Origin of the sequence: Micromonospora sp., assembly GCF_048594385.1 — a bacterium.
In the GTDB taxonomy this organism is placed as follows: domain Bacteria; phylum Actinomycetota; class Actinomycetes; order Mycobacteriales; family Micromonosporaceae; genus Micromonospora; species Micromonospora wenchangensis.
In genome coordinates this window covers 1-19019 of sequence record NZ_JBMDWU010000541.1, presented here as the reverse complement: position 1 = coordinate 19019, position 19019 = coordinate 1, and the positions used below count along the sequence as shown (strand labels likewise).

Below are 19019 nucleotides of genomic sequence, written 5' to 3'. Positions count from 1 at the left end.
CTGAAAACGAGTCTGCTCACGCATTGCCGAATAGTCGTATGCGAACCGTGACGACCGGCACTGCGGACGGATATAAGAAAAGCACCAGCGTTACTGCCATCCATCCAGAATGAGGAGTGTTGCCGCCATGGACTGGCGTCACAATGCCGTCTGCCGCGACGAGGACCCGGAGCTGTTCTTCCCGATCGGGACGTCCGGCCCTGCTGTCCTGCAGGTCGAGCAGGCCAAGGCCGTCTGCCGGCGCTGCTCCGTGACCGATCAGTGCCTCCAGTGGGCACTGGAGTCCGGTCAGGACGCCGGCGTCTGGGGCGGGATGAGCGAAGAGGAGCGCCGCGCGGTCAAGCGCCGTGGCGGTCTCCGGGTGCTGCGCGCTCACTCCGCCTGAAAAAACCGATCACACACGCTGTCCGCCCCGGCCGGGTCCGCCCGCCGGGGCGTTCTGCTGCCCGCACTCCCCGTGATCAAAATTCGTCAATGCATTGTCGCGAGACAATTACCGACGGTAATGAGCGCGTGAGTGACTCCGGTCACCCGTCACCCGCCGTGTCGACCCGACGCAGCACCAGATCCACCAGTTCCGGGGAGTCGTTCAGCGGGGCGCTGACGGCCACCGCCCCGGCCCGCTCCGCCGCCGCCACCACCGCATCGTGGAACAGCCCCGGCGCGAGGAAGTACGCCACCACCGCCACCCGGCGCGCACCGGTCGCCCGTAGCCGGGCCACCGTCACATCGGCGGTCGGCGGGGCCGCCGAGGCGTACGCCACCGTGCAGGGCACCCCGTACCCGGTGGCGAGGGCGGCGGCGACCCGCCCCACCGACCCCCGGGCCCGCGCGTCCCGGGTGCCCGCCGCCGCCAGCACCAACGCGTCCACCGGCCCCGGCCACGCCTGCGCCAGCCGGTGGCCCAACCCGGCCAGCAAGCCCGCGTCCACCGTCCCGTCGGCCGGCCCGAGCACGTCGGTGACCCGTACCGTCAGACCGGGAGCGGCCTCCCGGGCCGCCGCCACCGCCGCCGGGACGTCCACCCGCCGGTGGTACGCGGCGGTCAGCAGCAGGGGCACCACGACCGCCGTCCGGTGCCCGTCGGCCGCCAGGGCACGCAGCACCTCCGTCGGCCCCGGCTCGGTGTGGTCGAGCCAACTGGGCAGCACCGGCGTACCGGGACGGGCGGTCTCGACGGCACGGGCCAGCGCCCGGGTCGCCGCCGCCGCCCGGGGGTCCCGGCTGCCGTGCGCCACCAGCACCACCGGCACACCCGCGCCGGCCCGTCCCGGCCGCGCCGTGCCCGGAGTCGGGGCGTGCGCCGGCCCGGTCAGACGTGCAGACCGCACTCGGTCTTCTCGAACATGGCCCAGCGGCCGGCCCGGGGGTCCTCCCCCGCCCTGGTCCGGCGGGTGCACGGCCAGCAGCCGACCGAGCCGTAGCCCCGGTTGAGCAGCTCGTTGACCGGGATGTCGTAGCGGGAGATGTAGGAGTCCACGTCGGCCTGGGACCAGGCGGCGATCGGGTTCACCTTCACCTTGCCGCGTCGGGGGTCGAACGTCACCACAGGCGTGTTCGCCCGGGTCGGCGACTCGTCCCGGCGCAGCCCGGCGGCCCAGGCGTCGTACCCGGACAGGGCCCGCTCCAACGGCTCGACCTTGCGTAGCTGGCAGCAGTCGTCCGGGGAGCGGTTGAACAGCCGGGGGCCGTACTCGCCGTCCTGCTGGCCGACGGTCTGCCGGGGCCGGATCGAGCGCACGTTCACCGGCAACCGGCGGGCCACCTCGTCGCGGACCCGCAGCGTCTCCGGGAAGTGCAGCCCGGTGTCCAGGAAGATCACGTCCACCCCGGGGGCGACCCGGGACACCAGGTGGGCCAGCACGGCGTCGGCCATCGAGCTGGTCACGCAGAACCGGTCGCCGAAGGTGTCGGCCGCCCACCGGGCGATCTCCAGCGCCGGGGCGCCCTCCAGCTCGCGGCCGGCCCGCTCGGCCAGCGCCCGCAGCTCCGCCGGGTCACGACGGGCCGGGTCGGCCGTCCTCGGGCCACCGGGGCCGACCAGGCCCAGACCGGTGGCGGAGAGCAGCCCGGTCACCGGGTCACCGCCCGGCTCAGCAGGCCGTTGAACTTGACGGTGAAGACCCGGGCGCAGGCGTGGCACTCCCAGGCGCCGTGTCCGGCCTCGTTCGGCCGCAGGTCCTCTTCGCCGCAGTACGGGCAGTGCAGCGGCGCGGATCGGGTTTCGCTCATCGGAGTTCCTCCTCGTCGACCCTGATCACCCAGTTGGCGAACGTCTCGCCCTCGGTCCGGCCGGCCAGGTAGCGGCGGGCCAGTCGTTCCACGTACTCGGGAAGCTCGTCGGCGGTGGTCTTCAGGCCGCGCAGCTTGCGGCCGAATCCGGCGGTCTGGCCCTGGGCCATCCCCAACCCGCCGCCGAGGTGCACCTGGAAGCCCTCCACCTGCCGGCCGTCGGGGCCGACCACCAGCTGACCCTTGAGGCCGATGTCGGCGACCTGGGTGCGCGCGCAGGCGTTCGGGCAGCCGTTGAGGTGGATGGAGATGTCGGCGTCGAAGTCGCGCAGCCGCTCCTCCAGCCGGGCCACCAGCTCCTCGCCGCGCGCCTTGGTCTCGACGATGGCCAGCTTGCAGAACTCGATGCCGGTGCAGGCCATGGTGCCGCGCCGCCAGGCCGACGGCCGGGCCTCCAGGCCGATCCCGCGCAGCTCGTCGACCAGGGACTCGGTCCGCGCCGGCGGCACGTCGAGCACCAGCAGCTTCTGGTACGGGGTGAGCCGCACCCGGTCGCTGCCGTGCGCCTCGACCACGTCGGCGAGCTTGGTCAACTGCCCGCCGGAGACCCGCCCGACCACCGGGGCGGCCCCGACGTAGTTGCGCCCGTCGCGCTGCCGGTGCACGCCGATGTGGTCGACCGGCTTGTCGGGCAGTTGCGGGGCCGGGCCGTCGAGCAGGGTACGGCCCAGGTACTCCTTTTCCAGCACCTCGCGGAACTTCTCCACGCCCCAGTCGGCGACCAGGAACTTCAGCCGGGCCCGGTTGCGCAGCCGGCGGTAGCCGTAGTCGCGGAAGATGCCGACCACCCCCGCCCAGACGTCCGGCACCTCGGCCAGCGGCACCCAGACGCCGAGCCGCTTGGCCAGCATCGGGTTGGTGGACAGGCCGCCGCCGACCCACACGTCGAAGCCGGGCCCGTGCTCCGGGTGCTCGACCCCGAGGAACGCGATGTCGTTCGCCTCGTACGGGGTGTCGACCAGCCACGAGATGGTGGTCTTGAACTTGCGGGGCAGGTTCGAGTACGCCTTGTCGCCGACGTACCGGCGGACGATCTCGTCGAGCGCGGGGGTGGGGTCGAGCACCTCGTCCTCGGCCACCCCGGCGACCGGGCTGCCCAGCACGATCCGGGGGCAGTCGCCGCACGCCTCGGTGGTCTGCAGGCCGACCGACTCCAGCCGACGCCAGATCTCCGGCATGTCCTCGACCCGGATCCAGTGGTACTGGATGTTCTGCCGGTCGGTGATGTCGGCGGTGTCCCGGGCGAACTCCCGGGAGATGTCGGCGATCACCCGGAGCTGGGCCAGGGAGAGCTGGCCGCCGTCGACCCGGACCCGGAGCATGAAGAACTCGTCCTCCAGCTCGTGCGGCTCCAGCACGGCGGTGCGCCCGCCGTCGATGCCGGCCTTACGCTGGGTGTAGAGGCCCCACCAGCGGAACCGTCCGCGCAGGTCCTGCGGGTCGATCGAGGCGAACCCGCCGTGGGCGTAGATGTTCTCGATCCGGGCCCGGACGTTCAGCGGGTCGTCGTCCTTCTTGATCCGCTCGTTGGGGTTGAGCGGCTCGCGGTGGCCGAGGGCCCACTGTCCCTCGCCACGGGGACGGCGGGGGGCGCGGGTGGCGGGAACGGCGGTGGCCGTCGGGGTCCCGGGACGGGCCGGGGTGCTGCTGACCGCCATCGCGGCGTCCTCCGTTGTCTCTGCGGTGCCTCGGGGGGAGCGCGGACGCGGCGGCGGCCGGCCCTGGAAGGGCCGAGGACAACGGTGTCGGAACGGCCGGCGCAGAATACGCGCCCGAGACGGATGGGTCGGGCGTCGTCAGTGGGCCGGACAGATCGCGCTGCGCACGCGGCCGTAGTCGACGTGGCGACGTGCCACGAAGCGGCGGACGACAGCGGCGGTCATGCAGCCATGCTCCCACACCCTGCGGAAACCGGCCAAGGACCGCGTGCGGCATCCCACATCACGGGCCGCATCTCCACCGTCACCGGGGTGGTGCGGCAGGGCGACCGAGGGATAGCCGGCCGCCAATGGGTGCGAAGAGGGGCATCCGGCCGGACGGACACCGCGTCATCGGCCCACATGCGTCGATCATGGTCACCTCCGGCTCCGGCCGTATCGACGACGCCGGTGTGGGACCCTCGACTCGTGGGTGCGATGTCCGGAAAAGGGCATTCGGGTGGGCGTTCGGATGCGCACCCGCGTTCCCGGGCACCATCACCGGCGGGGTCGCTGGTCTGGGCGGTTCCGCTGCTGGTCACCCTGGTCGCCGGTGGCTGGGGGATCAGCCGGGCCCAACCCTGGCGGGACGAGCTGGCCACCTGGAGCGCGGCCACCCGACCGGTCGGGGACCTGTTCCGGCTCACCGGCACCGTCGACGCGACGACCGGGGCGTACTACCTGGTGGTGCACGGCTGGACCGGCGTGTTCGGCGACTCGGTGGCGGCGCTGCGGTTGCCCTCGGTGCTGGCGATGGCGGGGGCGGCCGGCCTCACGGCCGTCCTCGGGCGGCGATTGTTCGGGGCACCTGCCGGCCTGCTCGCCGGCCTGCTCTTCGCGGTCCTGCCCGGCACCTCCCGGTACGCGCAGGAGGCCCGGCCGTACGCGCTGGTGACCCTGCTCGCCGTGCTGGCCACCGTGCTGCTGGTCGGGGCCCTGGACCGTCCCGGCCGGCTGCGCTGGGCCGGCTACGCGGCGGCCGTCACCGGGCTCGGCCTGGCCCACCTGCTCGCCCTGAGCCTGCTCGCCGGGCACGCCGTGGCGGTGCTGACGTTCGCCGCCTGGGGCCCGTCCACCACCGGCGTCACCCGCCCGCCCACCACCGGCGTCACCCGCCCGGCAGCGGCCGACCGCCCACCGGGGGCCGGCGAACCGGGCGACGGGAGATGGTGGGGACGCCGGCTGCGGGGGTGGGTGCCGGCCGTGTCGGTGGCCGTGGTGGTGCTGGTGCCGCTGCTGGTGACGGCACAGCGGCAGCGGTCCCACCAGCTCGACTGGGTGGCTCCGGCCCGGCTGGCGGATCTGGCGGCCCTGCCGGGCGCGCTGGCGCACAGTGGCGTGGTGGGTGGCGTGCTCGTCGGGCTCGCCGCGCTCGGGGCGGCCCGCTCGGGGCGGCGGGCCCTGCTGCCCGGTCTCTGCGCGCTGCTGCCGGTGCTCCTGGTCTTCGTCGCCGCGCTGGCCGTGCCCCTCTGGGTGCCGCGCTACCTGCTCTTCCCGCTCCCCGACGCCTGCCTGCTCGCCGGTGCCGCCCTGGCCGGCCCCGCACCGCCGGCGGCCCGGGAGCTGACCCGACGGGCGTGGCCCCGACCGGCGCGCACGTTTATCCGCCCGGTGGGGGCGGGGTTGGCGGTGGTGGCACTCGCCGCGCTGCTCGGGCTGCCCGACCAGGCGGCGGTACGGCACAGCCACGGCTGGCCGCGCAGCGCGACCGTCGACTACCGGGGGGCGGCGGCGGTGAGCGCCGCCGGCCCGCGGCCCGGCGACGCGGTGCTCTACGCGCCCCGCGACGGATGGCTCTTCCTCGACCTCGGCATCGACTACCACCTGCCCCGGATCGCCGGTGACCGGGCTGCCGACGGGCCCCGGCCCCGCGACGTGCTGGTCGCCCAGGGGCGGCGGGACCGGGCCGACCTGTGGGTCCGCGAGTGCGACCGGCCCGCCGGCTGCCTGGCCGGCGTGGACCGGGTCTGGCTGGTGGTCGCCGGGCGGCACGACGACCCGCTCGCCACGGTCCCGGGCGGCAAGGGCGACGCGCTGCGGGACGGGTTCACCGTCGAGCAGGTCCACCCCCGGCCGGGGGGGACGGTGGCGCTGCTCGCGCGCCGGCGCTGACCCGCGACCTTCCCCCGCCGGTGCCCGGCCGGGCCGGTGCCGCCGACGGTCCGGTGCCGGGCCGGTGCCGTCGCCCGGTCAGGCCGGCTTGCGTTCCAGCAGGACCACCCGGACCCGGTCGAACCGTTCGACGTGCCGGATCAGGAAGCGCTGCCGCAGCAGCGCCTCCCGGGCCGGCGGCAACCCGGCCAGCGGGTCGTTGAGGTGGCCGGTCTCCACCAGCCAGATCCGCCTGGTGTCCCCGAGGCAGGGCAGCGGCTCCCGGCACTCGCGGGCGGTCAGCCAGCCGGTCTGCCGGGCCGGGACGGCCACGAAGATGTCCCGGGGGTGCAGCTGGTCGCGCAGGCCGTAGTCGGTGGCCTTGCGGGCCACGTCGCTGGAGCCACCGAACCCGTCGTTGTACGCGACCCCGTCGCCCGGCTTGACCTGCTTGCCCAGGTAACGGACCGCGTCGAGGTAGCGGGGCTGCCCGTCGGCCTCGTTGGAGCGCACCCGCTCCTGCGCCGGCAGGGTCTGCCAGGCCAGCACCGGCAGCAGCACCAGCGCCCCGGCCAGCCAGGCCGCCGGCAACCGCTCCCGGGTGGCCAGCCGCGCGGTACGGCAGACCGCGAACGCGGCGAGCAGCGCCCACGCCGGGACGGTGAACAGGAAGTACCGGGCCAGGAACAGGTGCACCACGCTGAACGTCAGGTAACCGGCGACCGGGGGCAGCACGGCCCAGATCAGCAGCATCAGCACCGTGGCCCGCCAGCGTGGGCCGGCCACCGCCACCGCGAGGACGGAGAGCGCCGCGACCAGCGCCAACGCGGCCGTCGTGCCGGTCAGGTTCGCCACGAAACGGAGCACGGCGTCGCCGTCGTTCTCCACCCAGGAGATCTGCCCGGACTGCCGGCTGCCGAGGATCAGCACCGGGAGGACGAACAGCCCGGCGATGCCGGTGGACGCCGCCCACCGCCATCTCGGCTCCTCGCCGGGCACCGACCGCCACAGGTGGAACAGGTGCGCGGGCACCACCAGCAGCGCGACGAAGTGCAGCCAGCCGACCAGCACCAGCAGCACGCCGTACGCCCACCAGCGGCCCCGGGTCGGCCGGTCCACCGCGCGCAGGAAGAGCCAGGTGGCCGCCACCGCCGCCAGGGTGACCAGGGCGTACGACCGGGCCTCCTGGGCGTACCGGGAGACGGTGGGCAGCAGGGCGAAGACCAGGCCGGCCAGCACCCCGACCGGGGTGTCGAAGAGTCGCCGCCCGATCAGGGCGACCAGCCCGGCGGTGAGCCCGATCGCGAGCACCGACGGCAGCCGCAGGGCGGTCGTCGAGTCCCCGGTCAGCGTGGTCAGCACCGACATGATCACGTAGTAGCCGGCGTGCACCAGGTCGATGTTGCCGACCAGCATCCGGAACTGCTCGACCGACAGCGACGTGACGTGCCAGGTGACCAGCTCGTCGTTCCACAGGTCGCGGGCGTCCAGCCGCCACCAGCCGAGGCCGAGCGCGACGACGGTCGGCAGCAGCGCCCACCAGCCGCCGCCCCGGCCCGCCGCCCGCCGGGGTACGGCGTGACCGGTGACCTCCGCCGGGTCGGCCTGCCCGGTCCACTGCACCGTCGGCGCGGTCACTTCACGGTCCTGATGTCGAAGCCGAAGGTGTCCTTCGCGGCGGCCCGGCGGAACGCGCGCAGCGCGGCGTCGTCCCGGTCGATGTTCCACTTCCCGGAGCCGTTGATGTTGAAGTACGCCACCCCGAGGAGGTCCCTGCGCTTGGCCACGTTGGTGAGCAGGTCGGTGATCTGGGCCGGTCGCCGGCTGCTCGGTTCCGCCCCGGTCTCCACGATCAGCAGCGGACGCCTGGTGAAGGTGCGGATCTCGGTGATGGTGGGGACGAAGAGGTCCTGGAACGTCTTGGGCCCCCGGTTGGTGTAGTAGCCGTCCATGCCGACCCAGTCGACGTAGGCGTCCCCGGGGTACAGCGCCCTGATGCTGACCTTGCGCAGGTAGTTGACGACGTTCGGGGTCCACGTCCAGATCACGTTGGTGGCGCCCTGCTGGGTGAAGATGTCGTGCAGGTGCCGCCAGGCGGCGACGTACTCGGTGGCCCTGGTCTGCTTCGTCCCCCAGGAGTACCAGTGCCCGTTCATCTCGTGGGCGAAGGTGAGGGCGATCGGCAGGTTCAGGGTGCGCACGGCGGTGGCGAACTCCTTGACGTACGCGTCGTGCCTGCCGGCGGCGATGTCCCGCAGCGGCACGTCGTACGGCTCCCAGCGGATCACCGCGAGCGCACCGTAGTTGTGCAGCTCGCGGACCTCGCTGGCGGCGAATTTGTCGTCGAAGCTCTCGAAGATCGCCACCAGGTTGGGCGTCTTGCCGGTCTCCCCGGCGAACTTGCGGACCCGCTCCATCTCGGCACCGCCGGTCACGGTGACGCCGAGGTACCTGCCCTTGGGTGACTTCAGCGCGGTGACGTCGTACGCCGGAATCTGTTCCTCGGCAGCGGCGACCCCGCCCGGCCCGCCGGCGGACCCGGCGACCTTGATGTCGACCCGGCGCAGCACGGCGAACTCGGTGAACGCCAGCGCGACCACCAGCAGGAAGGTGACCAGGTATTTCGTCCTCACCGGACGACCTCGACGTCGCGCTCCGGATCGACAAGCAGCGCCTGCCCGACGACGGCCAGGTAGAAGACCGCACTGAGCAGGGCCGGCACGAAGATCCACGGTTCGGGTTCGACGAGCATCCGCCAGCCGGCGACGCCGACCCAGACCAGGCCGGTACCGGCGGTCCAGACCCTCATGCCGGTCCACAGCCGCCGGGTCTTGCTCTTCTTGGCGGTGCCGCCGGTGGGCTGCCAGCCCATCCGCCGGCCCCGGACGATGTCGATGATGGCGAAGGCGTGCGCCCAGCCGTAGATCATCTTGACCGTCCAGCTCTCCAGGCCGTACCGGTTGCGGTGCCAGAACGGGAAGATGATCAGGTTGTAGACCACGCTGGGCAGGATCAGCAGGTAGTTCGCGATCGCGATCTGGTGCGCGAACACGGTCAGCATCAGCACCGGGATGACCGGCGCGACGAAGGTGAACAGCCCGGTGTGCAGGTAGTAACAGAAGCCGGAGATGTAGCTGAGCCGGGCCCGCAGCCGCAGTTTCGTCGACCAGAACTTCCTCGACCCGAGCAGGCTCATCGAGCCGGCGCACCAGCGGTACTGCTGGGTGAAGAACGAGTCCACGTCCGACGGGCAGAGCCCCGCCGCCAGCACGACCGGGATGTAGCGCAGGCTCCACCCCTTCATCCGCAGGTCGAAGCCGGTGTGCACGTCCTCGGAGTGCTCGATCAGGGTGGACCCGCCGATGGAGAACAGCGCGTCACGCCGGTAGACGGCGCAACTGCCCACGCAGATCGCCGAGTCGTGGGCCTGCCGGGACACCTGCACCGACCGGTAGAACAGCTCCTGCACCGCCCCGGCCCCGCGCTCCACCCAGGTCTGCCCCAGGTGCACCCGGAAGTACTGCGGCGACTGCACGATGCCCGCCTTCGGCTCGGCGTCGAACCAGGGCAGCATCTGGTCGAGCATGTCCTTACGCGGGACGAAGTCGGCGTCCAGGACCAGGATGAAGTCGCTCATGGTGCGTTCGAAGGCGTACCGCATGTTGCCGGCCTTCTTGAACCAGCCCCGGTTGGGTCGCCGCTGGTAGACGAAGCCGAAGGCGAGCGCCATCCGTTCCATCGCCTCGTTGGGCGAGTCGTCGAGCACGTAGACGGTGACCTCGCCCCGGTAGTGGCGGCCCATCGCCCGCACGTGCTCCCAGGTGTTGCGCAGCACGTGCGCGGGCTCGCCGCAGACCGGCAGGAAGACGTCGACGCTCGGGTACCGGGCCGGCCGCCAGGTGCGCACCAGTTCCTGGTGCCGGGCCAGGTCGAAGCCCGGGGTGAACAGGTTGACCGCGAGCGAGATCAGGTAGTAGACGACGGTGAAGAACAGCAGCGGGGCGAGCAGCCACAGCCACGGGGCGAGCCGGACGAAGAGCAGTTGGCTGGTGATCAGGCAACCGAAGCTGACCAGCGACGGCACCATCAGGGCGGCCAGTCGCCGCTTGCGGTAGGAGACCATCTCGGCGTCCGTCGGCGGCAACGGCACCGGGGCGTACGCGGGCCGGTGCGCCGCGTCGTCGGTCCGGCGCGGGGTCCACTTCGACACCTGCCGCGGCACCCGGAACTCGGCGGTCGGCGACAGCACCGCGGCCGGGTCGACCGCAGGCGGTGAGGTCATCGCTTTCGTCTCCCCCGCTCGCCGGTCCGCACGCCCTCCCCGACAGTGCGAGCGGGATGTCGCCGGACGCGTCCAGGAAAGCCGGGCACGGTGAACTGGCCGTGGCTACATGGTGGTGAAGCTAGAAAACTATTCAGTCGGCCGCAAGGTGTCAATGCCCGCGAATCGATCGAAAGCCCCACCAGCCCGCAGATCGCGCGTCGCCCTACTCACATTCATCCGGGCGTCACCGGCCGGACACCCGTCCCGGCCCCGACCGTCGTCAGCCCTTGGCCAACGGGAGCACCAGCACCGCCTCGGTGCCACCGGTCGGGCCGGGACGCAGCTCGATGCTGCCCCGCAACTCCCCGGTCACCAGGGCCCGGACGATCTGCAACCCGAGCCGCCCGCCCCGGTCGGCGTCGAACTCGGCCGGCAGCCCGCGCCCGTTGTCGGTAACCGAGACGTGCAACTGCTTGCGCTGCCGGTGCGCCGCGACGACCACCTCGGGCCGGGTCGCCGGCTCCACCACCTCGTCGCCCTCCTCGGCCGGCGGAAAGCCGTGCTCGACGGCGTTGAGCAGCAACTCGTTGAGCACCATCACCAGCGAGGTGGCGATCTCGGCGGGCAGCACCCCGAAGCTGCCGGTACGGCGCATCCCGACGCTCACCTCGGTCGCGGCCACCTCCGTCGCCGCGCTCGCCACCCGGTCGACGATCCCGTCGAACTCGACCGCCTCGTCGCTGGACATGGAGAGCGTCTCGTGCACCAGGGCGATGGAGGCGACCCGGCGTACCGACTCCTCCAGGGCGACCCGGGCCTCCGGCATCGACACCCGGCGGGCCTGCAGGCGCAGCAGCGCGGCGACGGTCTGCAGGTTGTTCTTCACCCGGTGGTGGATCTCCCGGATGGTGGCGTCCTTGGTGATCAGGGCCCGGTCGCGGCGGCGTACCTCGGTGATGTCACGGACCAGGACCAGTGCGCCGATCGGCACCCCGGCGGGCATCAGCGGCAGGGCCCGGGTGAGCATCGTCGCCCCCCGGGCGTCGATCTCCCGGCGCGGCGGGCCCTCGCCGCGCAGCGCGGCGAGGATGCCGTTGGCCGCCTCGGTGCCGTCGAGCGGGTCGCTGGCCAGCCGGCGGTGCAGCTTCGCCAGGTCCTCGCCCACCAGGTGGGAGGCGTACCCCAACCGGCGGTACGCCGACTGCGCGTTCGGGCTGGCGTAGGTGACCTTGCCGCCCGCGTCGAGCCGGACCAGCCCGTCACCGACCCGGGGCGCGGAGGTGGTCTCGCCCGGGTGCCGGGGCGGCGGGAAGGTGCCGTCGGCGATCATCTGGGCCAGGTCGTCGGCGGTGGTGAGGTAGTTCAGCTCCAGCTGGCTGGGGGTGCGGGCGGTGGACAGGTTGGTGTCCCGGCCGACCACCGCGATCACCTCCCCGGCCTCCCCGTCGGCGGTCCGCAGCCGCACCGGGATCGCCTCGTGCCGGGCCGGCACGTCGCCGTACCAGACCGGGTCGCCCTCCCGCCAGATCCGGCCCTGCCGGTAGGCGACCTCCAGGTGCGCCACCTCCGGCCCGCCCACGATCCGCCCCACCTGGTCGTCCAGGTAGGCGGTCGGGGCGGTCGTCGGGCGGACCTGGGCGACGCAGAGGAACGTGCCGTCGGCGTCCACCGGCACCCAGAGCAGCAGGTCGGCGAAGGACAGGTCGGACAGCAGCTGCCAGTCGCCGGCGATCCGGTGCAGGTGGTCGATGTCGGCCGGGCGGAGCTGGGTGTGCTCCTCGGCGAGGTCGCGCAGCGTGGACACGAGACACAGCGTGCCACGCCCACCCGGACGCCGTCCCGCTGGCCGGCCCGGGTCACATCGTCGCGGTGACCTTCTTCAGGCCGCGCGGGGCGTCCGGGTCCTCACCCCGGGCCAGCGCCAGGGCGAGGGCCAGGCGCTGCAACGGCAGGATGTCCAGCAGCGGGGCGTACCGCTCGTCGACCTCGGGCACCGCCATCCGGGTGGCCCCCTCGACCTCGGCCGAGCCGACCACCACGACGTCGGCCCGCCGCTCGCCGAGGCGGGGCAGCACCTCGCCCATGGACCGGCCACCGGGGCCGGAGCCGACCACGGCCAGCACCGGGACGTCCGGGTCGGTCATCGCCAGCGGGCCGTGCAGCAGGTCGGCGCCGGAGAACGCCAGCGCCGGCAGGTAGGACGTCTCCATCAGCTTCAGCGCCGCCTCCCGGGCGGTCGGGTACGCGTACCCCCGGCCGGTGGTGACGAGCTGGCCGGCGAACCGGTAGCGCGGGGCGAGCTGGGTGGGGGTGGGGTCGGCGAGGGTGCGCTCGGCCAGTTCGGGGAGGCGTTCCAGGGCGGCCCGCTGGTCGGCCGGCAGCACGCCGTCCCCGGCCCGGATGCCCTCCACCAGCAGCAGCAGGGCGAGCAGTTCGGCGGTGTACGTCTTGGTGGCGGCGACGGCCCGCTCGTGCCCGGCGGCGATGTCGACGCCCAGCTCGGCGGTCCGGGCCAGCGGCGAGCCGGGGTCGTTGGTGACCGCCAGGGTGAGCGCGCCGGCCTCGCGGGCGGTGCGCAGCACCTCGGTCAGGTCGGGTGAACCGCCGCTCTGGCTGACCCCGACGACGAGCGCGTCGGAGAGGTCGGGGCGGGCCCCGTAGACGGTGACCGCGCTCGGCGAGGCGAGCCCGGCGGGCAGTCCGAGCCGGATCTCGGTCAGGTACGCCCCGTAGAGGGCGGCGTGGTCGGAGGTGCCCCGGGCGGTGAAGACCACGTGCCGGGGGCGGCGTTGGGCGACGGCCGCCGCGACCCGGGCGATCGCCGCGGTGTGCTCGGTGGAGAGCAGCCGCGCGTAACCGGCCGGCTGCTCGGCGATGTCGGCGGCCATCCCGGCCCCTGGCTGCGTCACGGAAACTCCCCTCGCTGCGCGATCGCCGCGCGTTTCATGTTCAGTCTTGCACGATTCTGTCGCTGGGGACAATCCAGCGCGCACTAATGAGCAGAAGATCGGCACCGGTTGCCGGCATCCCCTACGCTTGCCCAGCCCTGGCAACCCCCTGCTAGTGAGAGGCCGACGTGTCGGAGGAGCCACCCGCGCTGACCGCGGCCGAGGAACTCGCCCTCGCCCGGCTCGCGCTCGACGAGGGCGACCTGGCCCACGCCGCCGACCACCTCGCCGCCGCCCTGGTGCTGGCACCGACCCTGCCCGACACGCACGAAACGCTCACCCGGATCGCCGCCGCCTCGGGCGGCGACCTCGACCTCTTCCCGCTCGGCCAACGGGCCCACGTCGGGGCCGTGGTCGCCCGCGCCCACCTGCTCGCCGCCGCCGGCCGCCCGGCCGAAGGGCTCGACCTGCTGGTCGCCGCCACCGGCCACGCCCCCGGCGTCGACTGGGCCGGGGTGCCCTGGGTCACCGCCCCCGAGCTGGCCCAACGGCTCGACCCGGACCGCTGCGCCCGGATCCTCATGCAGGTCTGCGCCGCCGTGCCCGACCCCGTCCCCCGCGCCGGGCGGGCACCCCTGACGCCGTACCTCACCCTGGCCCGGCACGCGGTCGCCGCGCACCCCCGGCACGCCCTGCTGCTCGGGGCGGCGTCCGCGCTGGCCCGGCGGCTCGGCGAGATCACCCTCGCGGTCACCTGGGCCAGCCGGGGGGTACGCGAGACGCCGTCCAAACTCGGCGAGGTCTGGCTCGGGTATGCCTACCGCAGCGCCGGGCGGACCCGCGACGCCCTGGCCGCGCTGGAACGGGCAGTCGGGCACGACCCCGACGACCTCGCCGTCTATGCCGACATCGCCGGCACCCTGGCCGACCACGGCCGACTCGACGACGCCCTCGGCTGGATCGACCGGGCGCTGGCCCGCGACCCGACCTTCGACTGCGCGGTGCACACCGCGCACCGGCTGCGGTTCCTGCGCGACGGCGACGTGGCGCACCTGGTCGACCTCGCCGACTTCACCCGGGACCACCCGGACGACAGCCACGAGCACACCGACCTCGCCGAGTCCTGCCGGGGACGCCCCTGGCTGGGGCAGGTCACCCCGGCGACCGGCGCGATGGTCGACGCGCTGCGCCGCGCGCTCGCCGCCGACGGCTTCCCCGACGCGGCGGTACGCCTCGACACCGTCGAACCACCGAGCGCGATGCGTACCGTCACCGCCGCCGTGCCCGCCCTGCACGTCGAGGTGACCGGGGTGGCCGAACCGGACCCGCGCGAGCCCCGTCGGGACACCGGCTACCGGCTCTGGCGTTACGACGGCACCACCGCCGCACCGACCCTGCCCGCCCCGTCCCCGGCCGCCGCCGAGCGGGTACGCCACCTGGCCCACCCCGCCTGGCCGCACCCACCGGCCGCGTACGACGCGGCGGTCGGGCTGGCCACCCTGGACCTGGCCGACCTGCTCGGTCTGCTGGTGCACCCGCCCGACGCGCCGCCGACCGCGCTGGGCCGGGTGCTCAGCGGCCAGGACCCGTCGCTGTGGGTCCGGTGCGTGCAGGTCTGGGCCTGCCTCGGCCTGCTGCACCACAGCACGGACGAGCCGTGGGCGACCTCGACCCGCCGCCGGGTACTGGTGGAGCTGATCTGGGGCGTGGAGGACTGGATCACCGAAGCGGCGCTGTTCGCCCTGGTCACCGCCGCCTGGATCGACCCGACGGTACGCCCCGACGTGGCCGGGCTGGTGGCCGAGCGGCTCGCCGACGTGGCGGCCGTCGCGCAGGACCGGCCGGTGCCGATCGCCATCTCCCTGGCCCACCTGGCGCTGGCCACCCCGGCCGTCGACCCGGACACCACCGCACTGGCCCACCGGCTGCTCGCCACCCCGGCCGGGACCCGTCGGTCCGGTCCCCTGGCCCGTGCCTGGCGTCGCCTCACCGCCCTCGTCCGCCGCCGACCCCGCTCTCGCCCCCGCCCGGATTGATCAACCCACCCGGGCCGACGTAGCGGTGTCCGGTCGGGTTGATGCCGCTACATCGGCCCCAGCGAGTCGATCACCGACGCGGGGCGGGCATGGGCACGGGCTGCCAGCTGCCGCACCGACTCATGGGGCGGAGGTAGCGGTATCCGGCCAGGTTGATGCCGCTACATCGACCCAGAAGAGTTGATCATGATCGGGAGGCATCGGCCACGCGGACACCCGGCGAAGGGGCCCGCCCCCGTAGCTCGATCAACTCATCTGGGCCGATGTAGCGCAATCCGAGCGGGTTGATGCCGCACCATCGGCCCAGGCGAGTCGATCACCGACACGGGTGCGACGGACACGGGCACCACGGACACGGCCGGCCCGTACCCCTGGCGGGGACGGACCGGCCGTTACGGACGGGACCGGGTCAGGCGCCCGGGCCCTTGCCGAGGGCACCCTCGGCCTGCTCCTCGCCGCTGGCGTCCGGCGGCGGGGCGGCGTTCGCCGTGCGCAGCGGGATCTCCCGGATGAACCAGGCGAGCACCGGCACCGCGATCGCGATGATCATCGCCCAGAAGAAGACGTGTGAGATGGCGTCGGAGAGCCCGCCGAGCACCACCTCGCGCGCCTGCGCCGGCAACTCCTTGAGCTTCGTCAGGTCCATCCCCCGGCCCTCGCCGGTGCCCCCCTCGAAGGCGCTGCCGGCCGGCGAGTCGGCGAGCCGGTTGGCGAAGATCGCCCCGAACAGCGAGATGCCGAACGAACCACCGATGGAGCGGAAGAAGGTGGCCGCGCCGCTGGCCGCGCCGAGGTCCTTCTGCTCCACGCTGTTCTGCGCGATCAGCATCGAGGTCTGCATCAGGAAGCCCATGCCGGCGCCGAGGACCAGCATGTAGAGGGACGACTCGAGCTTGCCGGTGTCGACCTCCAGCAGGGACAGCAGCGCCATGCCGACGGCCATCACCACGCCGCCGACGATCGGGAACATCCGGTAGCGGCCGGTCCTGGTGATGGCCCGGCCGACCACCAGCGACACCACCAGCATGCCGAACATCAACGGGAGCAGGAGCAGGCCGCTGTTGGTGGCCGAGGCGCCCTGCACGGTCTGCTGGTAGAGCGGCAGGAAGTTCATCGCGCCGAACATGGCGAAGCCGAGCAGGAAGCCGATCACCGAGATCAGCGCGAAGTTGCGGTTGGCGAAGAGGCCGAGCGGCAGGATCGGCTCGACGACCCGCCGTTCGACGATGCCGAAGGCCACCAGGCTGACCAGGGCCAGTGCGGCGAGGCCGAAGATCTGCGCGGAGGCCCAGTCGTACTCGTTGCCGCCCCAGGTGGTGATCAGGACGATCGCGGTGATGCCGACGGAGAGCAGGCCCGCGCCCAGCCAGTCGATCCGGTGCTCGGTGCGGTACTTCGGCAGGTGCATGGTGGTGGCCAGGATCAGCAGCGCGAGGCCACCGAGCGGCAGGTTGACGTAGAACGCCCAGCGCCAGGAGAGGTTGTCGGTGATGAACCCGCCGACCAGCGGGCCGGCGACCATGGCGATCGCCATGATGCCGGCGATCATGCCCTGGTAGCGGCCCCGCTCACGCGGCGGGACCAGGTCGCCGATGATCGCCATCACGCCGACCATCAGGCCGCCGGCGCCGAGCCCCTGCACGGCCCGGAAGGCGATCAGCTCGACCATCCCGTTGCCGGTGCCGCCGAGTAGCTCGGAGCCGGACATCCCGCACAGCGCCGACCCGATCAGGAAGACGACCACCGAGGTCAGGAAGACCGCCTTGCGGCCGTAGAGGTCGCCGAGCTTGCCCCAGATCGGGGTGGAGACCGTGGTGCCCAGCACGTACGCGGTGACCACCCAGGTGAAGTGGTTGACGCCGCCGAACTCGCTGACGATCCGCGGCAGCGCGGTGCTGACGATCATGTTGTCGAGCATCGCGAGCATCATCGCGATCATGAGGCCGAACAGCACCACCCGGATGTTGGGTTTCGCCCTCGCCTGGGTTTCCTGAGTCATGGGTAAGCTCCCCCGGAGATCTGTCGCACTTACTTGCCGCCCGGCTAGTCACCTTACTAGCCGCACGGTAAGTTGGAGGGCGGGACCCCGTCAAGCGAGTTGGGTGGTAGGTACAGGTGACTCAGAGCACAGGCGGCACGCGCGGGCGCATCCAGGCCGTCGCCCTGGAGCTCTTCACCGAGCAGGGATACGAGAAGACCTCGCTGCGGGAGATCGCCGAGCGCCTCGGCGTCACCAAGGCCGCCCTCTACTACCACTTCAAGAGCAAGGAAGAGATCGTCAACAGCTACGTCGAGGACCGGTTGCACCGGATGGACGAGCTGATCGACTGGGCCCGCGACCAACCGGCCAGCCGGGCCACCCGGCGGGAACTGGTCAGCCAGTACGCCGACACGATGTTCGCCCCCGGGCAGTCCGTGGTGATGCGGTTCTTCGAGCAGAACCAGACAGTGCTCAAGAGCCTCGTCGCCGGCCAGCAGATGCGTGAGCGGATGTTCCGCCTGGCCGACGCGATCTGCCAGGGCGACGACTCACCCCGGGCCCAGCTGCGGGCGACGCTCGTGCTGTTCGCCGTACACAGCAGCTGGTTCGCCGTGCGGACACCGGACATCACCGACGACGAACGCAAGAAGATCGCCCTCGAACTGGCCGACGAACTGCTGGCCGGCATCGACGAGGGCGGCCCGGCGGACCGCTGACGGCGTTCAGCCGACGGTGGTCCGGTCCGCGCCGGCGGGCAGCGCCAGCCGCAGGGCGAGCAGGTCGACACCGGGCAGCGGCGACCAGTCCCGCTGCGGGGTACGCACGAATCCGAGCCCCGCGTACAGCCGGTGGGCGGCGTCGGCGAGCCCGCTGCGGACGCAGATGACCAGCGCCGTGCAGCCCTGCGCCACGGCCCGGGACAGGCAGGCCCGCACCAGCGCCACCCCCACGCCCCGCCCCTGGGCGGCCGGGTCCACCGCCAGCATCCGGAACTCCGCCTCGCCCGGCCCGGACAGCTCCGCGTACGGGCTGCCGGGCAGCACGTAGGTGACCGAGCCGAGAACCGTGCCGGTCGCCCCGTCGACGGCGACCAGGATCTCGCCGTGCTCCGCCCGACCGGCCACGTCGGCCAGCACCACGCCGTAGCCGTTCTCGCCCTTGAGCTGACCGTCGGCCTCGTAGGCGGCGACGGTCAACCGGGCCACCGCCGGGAACTCGGCCGGTACGGCCCGCCGGACCAGCAGGCCAGTCGTCCGGTCGTCGGGGATCAACCGATCACCGCGATCAGGTCACCGTCCTGCACCACGTCGCCCTCGTTGACCGCGAGCTGCTCGACCACCCCGTCGGACTCGGCGACGACCGGGATCTCCATCTTCATCGACTCCAGGATCACCAGCGTGTCCCCCTCGGAGACGGTGTCCCCGGTCGACGCGACGACCTTCCACACGTTGGCCACCATCTCGGCGCGGATCTCCTCGGCCATCACGGCCCTCCCTCTCCACCGGGTGTGTCTGCGTCGGTATCCAATCACGGACCGGCCCCGCGTGGGCGGAGAGCGCCACGCGCGCCCCGCGTACCGCTGCCGCCCCGGCGCACGACGGTGCCCGCCGGCCGCACTAGCATCATCAGGTCGGACCCGACGCCGGGAGGCCGGCGGCGTGCACGCAGTCGCGGGTCGACCGCAGCAGGGTCGGACCCATCACGAGGAGGTCAGCATGGCGAAGAAGGCCCGTAAGAAGAAGGCCCGTAAGAAGAGCGGCGCGAACCACG

At 73.0% G+C, this 19019-nt stretch carries 16 protein-coding genes; 4 read left to right on the top strand and 12 right to left on the bottom strand.

The features are described from left to right. Positions 1–127 precede the first annotated feature (127 nt). Positions 128–385 carry a WhiB family transcriptional regulator gene (locus tag ACOJTC_RS28695; protein WP_067311984.1) on the top strand — a complete coding sequence of 86 codons (258 nt, stop codon included), beginning with the start codon at positions 128–130 and terminating at the stop codon, positions 383–385. A gap of 142 nt (positions 386–527) precedes the next feature. On the opposite strand, the gene ACOJTC_RS28690 is transcribed toward ACOJTC_RS28695, so the two are convergent. From ACOJTC_RS28690 to ACOJTC_RS28675, 4 genes are read right to left on the bottom strand one after another with little or no spacing between them, the layout of a single operon-like run. Further along, positions 528–1331 carry a sirohydrochlorin chelatase gene (locus tag ACOJTC_RS28690; RefSeq protein ID WP_420119229.1) on the bottom strand — a complete coding sequence of 268 codons (804 nt, stop codon included), beginning with the start codon at positions 1329–1331 and terminating at the stop codon, positions 528–530. Then, positions 1313–2077, bottom strand: a complete 765-nt coding sequence (locus ACOJTC_RS28685; protein WP_357929831.1) for a phosphoadenylyl-sulfate reductase — start codon at positions 2075–2077, stop codon at positions 1313–1315. The genes ACOJTC_RS28690 and ACOJTC_RS28685 overlap by 19 nt, the downstream gene beginning before the upstream one ends. Continuing rightward, a complete protein-coding gene (locus tag ACOJTC_RS28680; RefSeq protein ID WP_141723017.1) occupies positions 2074–2232 on the bottom strand; it encodes an IS1 family transposase in 159 nt (52 codons plus the stop codon). The genes ACOJTC_RS28685 and ACOJTC_RS28680 overlap by 4 nt, the downstream gene beginning before the upstream one ends. Beyond that, positions 2229–3950, bottom strand: coding sequence for a nitrite/sulfite reductase (locus ACOJTC_RS28675; RefSeq protein WP_420119228.1), 1722 nt, complete (start codon positions 3948–3950; stop codon positions 2229–2231). The genes ACOJTC_RS28680 and ACOJTC_RS28675 overlap by 4 nt, the downstream gene beginning before the upstream one ends. Before the next feature lie 477 nt (positions 3951–4427). Here ACOJTC_RS28675 and ACOJTC_RS28670 point away from each other — a divergent pair, with 477 nt between their 5' ends. Beyond that, positions 4428–6101, top strand: a complete 1674-nt coding sequence (locus ACOJTC_RS28670) for a glycosyltransferase family 39 protein (RefSeq protein ID WP_420119246.1) — start codon at positions 4428–4430, stop codon at positions 6099–6101. 78 nt (positions 6102–6179) lie between these two features. Here ACOJTC_RS28670 and ACOJTC_RS28665 read toward each other — a convergent pair whose 3' ends face one another. The 5 genes from ACOJTC_RS28665 to ACOJTC_RS28645 form a co-directional block, all read right to left on the bottom strand. Continuing rightward, complete coding sequence (locus ACOJTC_RS28665) at positions 6180–7718, bottom strand: glycosyltransferase family 39 protein (RefSeq protein ID WP_420119227.1); 1539 nt, start codon at positions 7716–7718, stop codon at positions 6180–6182. Next, a complete protein-coding gene (locus tag ACOJTC_RS28660; protein WP_420119226.1) occupies positions 7715–8713 on the bottom strand; it encodes a glycoside hydrolase family 26 protein in 999 nt (332 codons plus the stop codon). The genes ACOJTC_RS28665 and ACOJTC_RS28660 overlap by 4 nt, the downstream gene beginning before the upstream one ends. Next, entirely contained in the window at positions 8710–10362 is a 1653-nt protein-coding gene (locus ACOJTC_RS28655; protein ID WP_420119225.1) for a glycosyltransferase family 2 protein, read from the bottom strand. The genes ACOJTC_RS28660 and ACOJTC_RS28655 overlap by 4 nt, the downstream gene beginning before the upstream one ends. Positions 10363–10624: 262 nt before the next feature. Continuing rightward, positions 10625–12148, bottom strand: a complete 1524-nt coding sequence (locus ACOJTC_RS28650) for a sensor histidine kinase (RefSeq protein ID WP_204926834.1) — start codon at positions 12146–12148, stop codon at positions 10625–10627. A 52-nt stretch (positions 12149–12200) separates the two neighbouring features. Then, entirely contained in the window at positions 12201–13232 is a 1032-nt protein-coding gene (locus ACOJTC_RS28645; RefSeq protein ID WP_420119245.1) for an SIS domain-containing protein, read from the bottom strand. 188 nt (positions 13233–13420) lie between these two features. On the opposite strand from ACOJTC_RS28645, the gene ACOJTC_RS28640 reads away from it, so the two are divergent. Continuing rightward, positions 13421–15268 carry a tetratricopeptide repeat protein gene (locus ACOJTC_RS28640; RefSeq protein WP_420119224.1) on the top strand — a complete coding sequence of 616 codons (1848 nt, stop codon included), beginning with the start codon at positions 13421–13423 and terminating at the stop codon, positions 15266–15268. Positions 15269–15677: 409 nt separating this feature from the next. On the opposite strand, the gene ACOJTC_RS28635 is transcribed toward ACOJTC_RS28640, so the two are convergent. Further along, entirely contained in the window at positions 15678–17267 is a 1590-nt protein-coding gene (locus tag ACOJTC_RS28635) for an MDR family MFS transporter (protein ID WP_420119223.1), read from the bottom strand. Positions 17268–17383: 116 nt separating this feature from the next. On the opposite strand from ACOJTC_RS28635, the gene ACOJTC_RS28630 reads away from it, so the two are divergent. Beyond that, complete coding sequence (locus ACOJTC_RS28630; protein WP_420119222.1) at positions 17384–17965, top strand: TetR/AcrR family transcriptional regulator; 582 nt, start codon at positions 17384–17386, stop codon at positions 17963–17965. A gap of 6 nt (positions 17966–17971) precedes the next feature. Here ACOJTC_RS28630 and ACOJTC_RS28625 read toward each other — a convergent pair whose 3' ends face one another. Further along, the gene (locus ACOJTC_RS28625; protein WP_363656304.1) at positions 17972–18517 is read right to left on the bottom strand and encodes a GNAT family N-acetyltransferase; all 546 of its coding nucleotides are present in this window, start codon (positions 18515–18517) and stop codon (positions 17972–17974) included. After that, on the bottom strand, positions 18517–18732 hold the full coding sequence (locus ACOJTC_RS28620) for a biotin/lipoyl-binding carrier protein (protein ID WP_145921537.1): 216 nt from the start codon (positions 18730–18732) through the stop codon (positions 18517–18519). The genes ACOJTC_RS28625 and ACOJTC_RS28620 overlap by 1 nt, the downstream gene beginning before the upstream one ends. Positions 18733–19019: the final 287 nt, after the last annotated feature.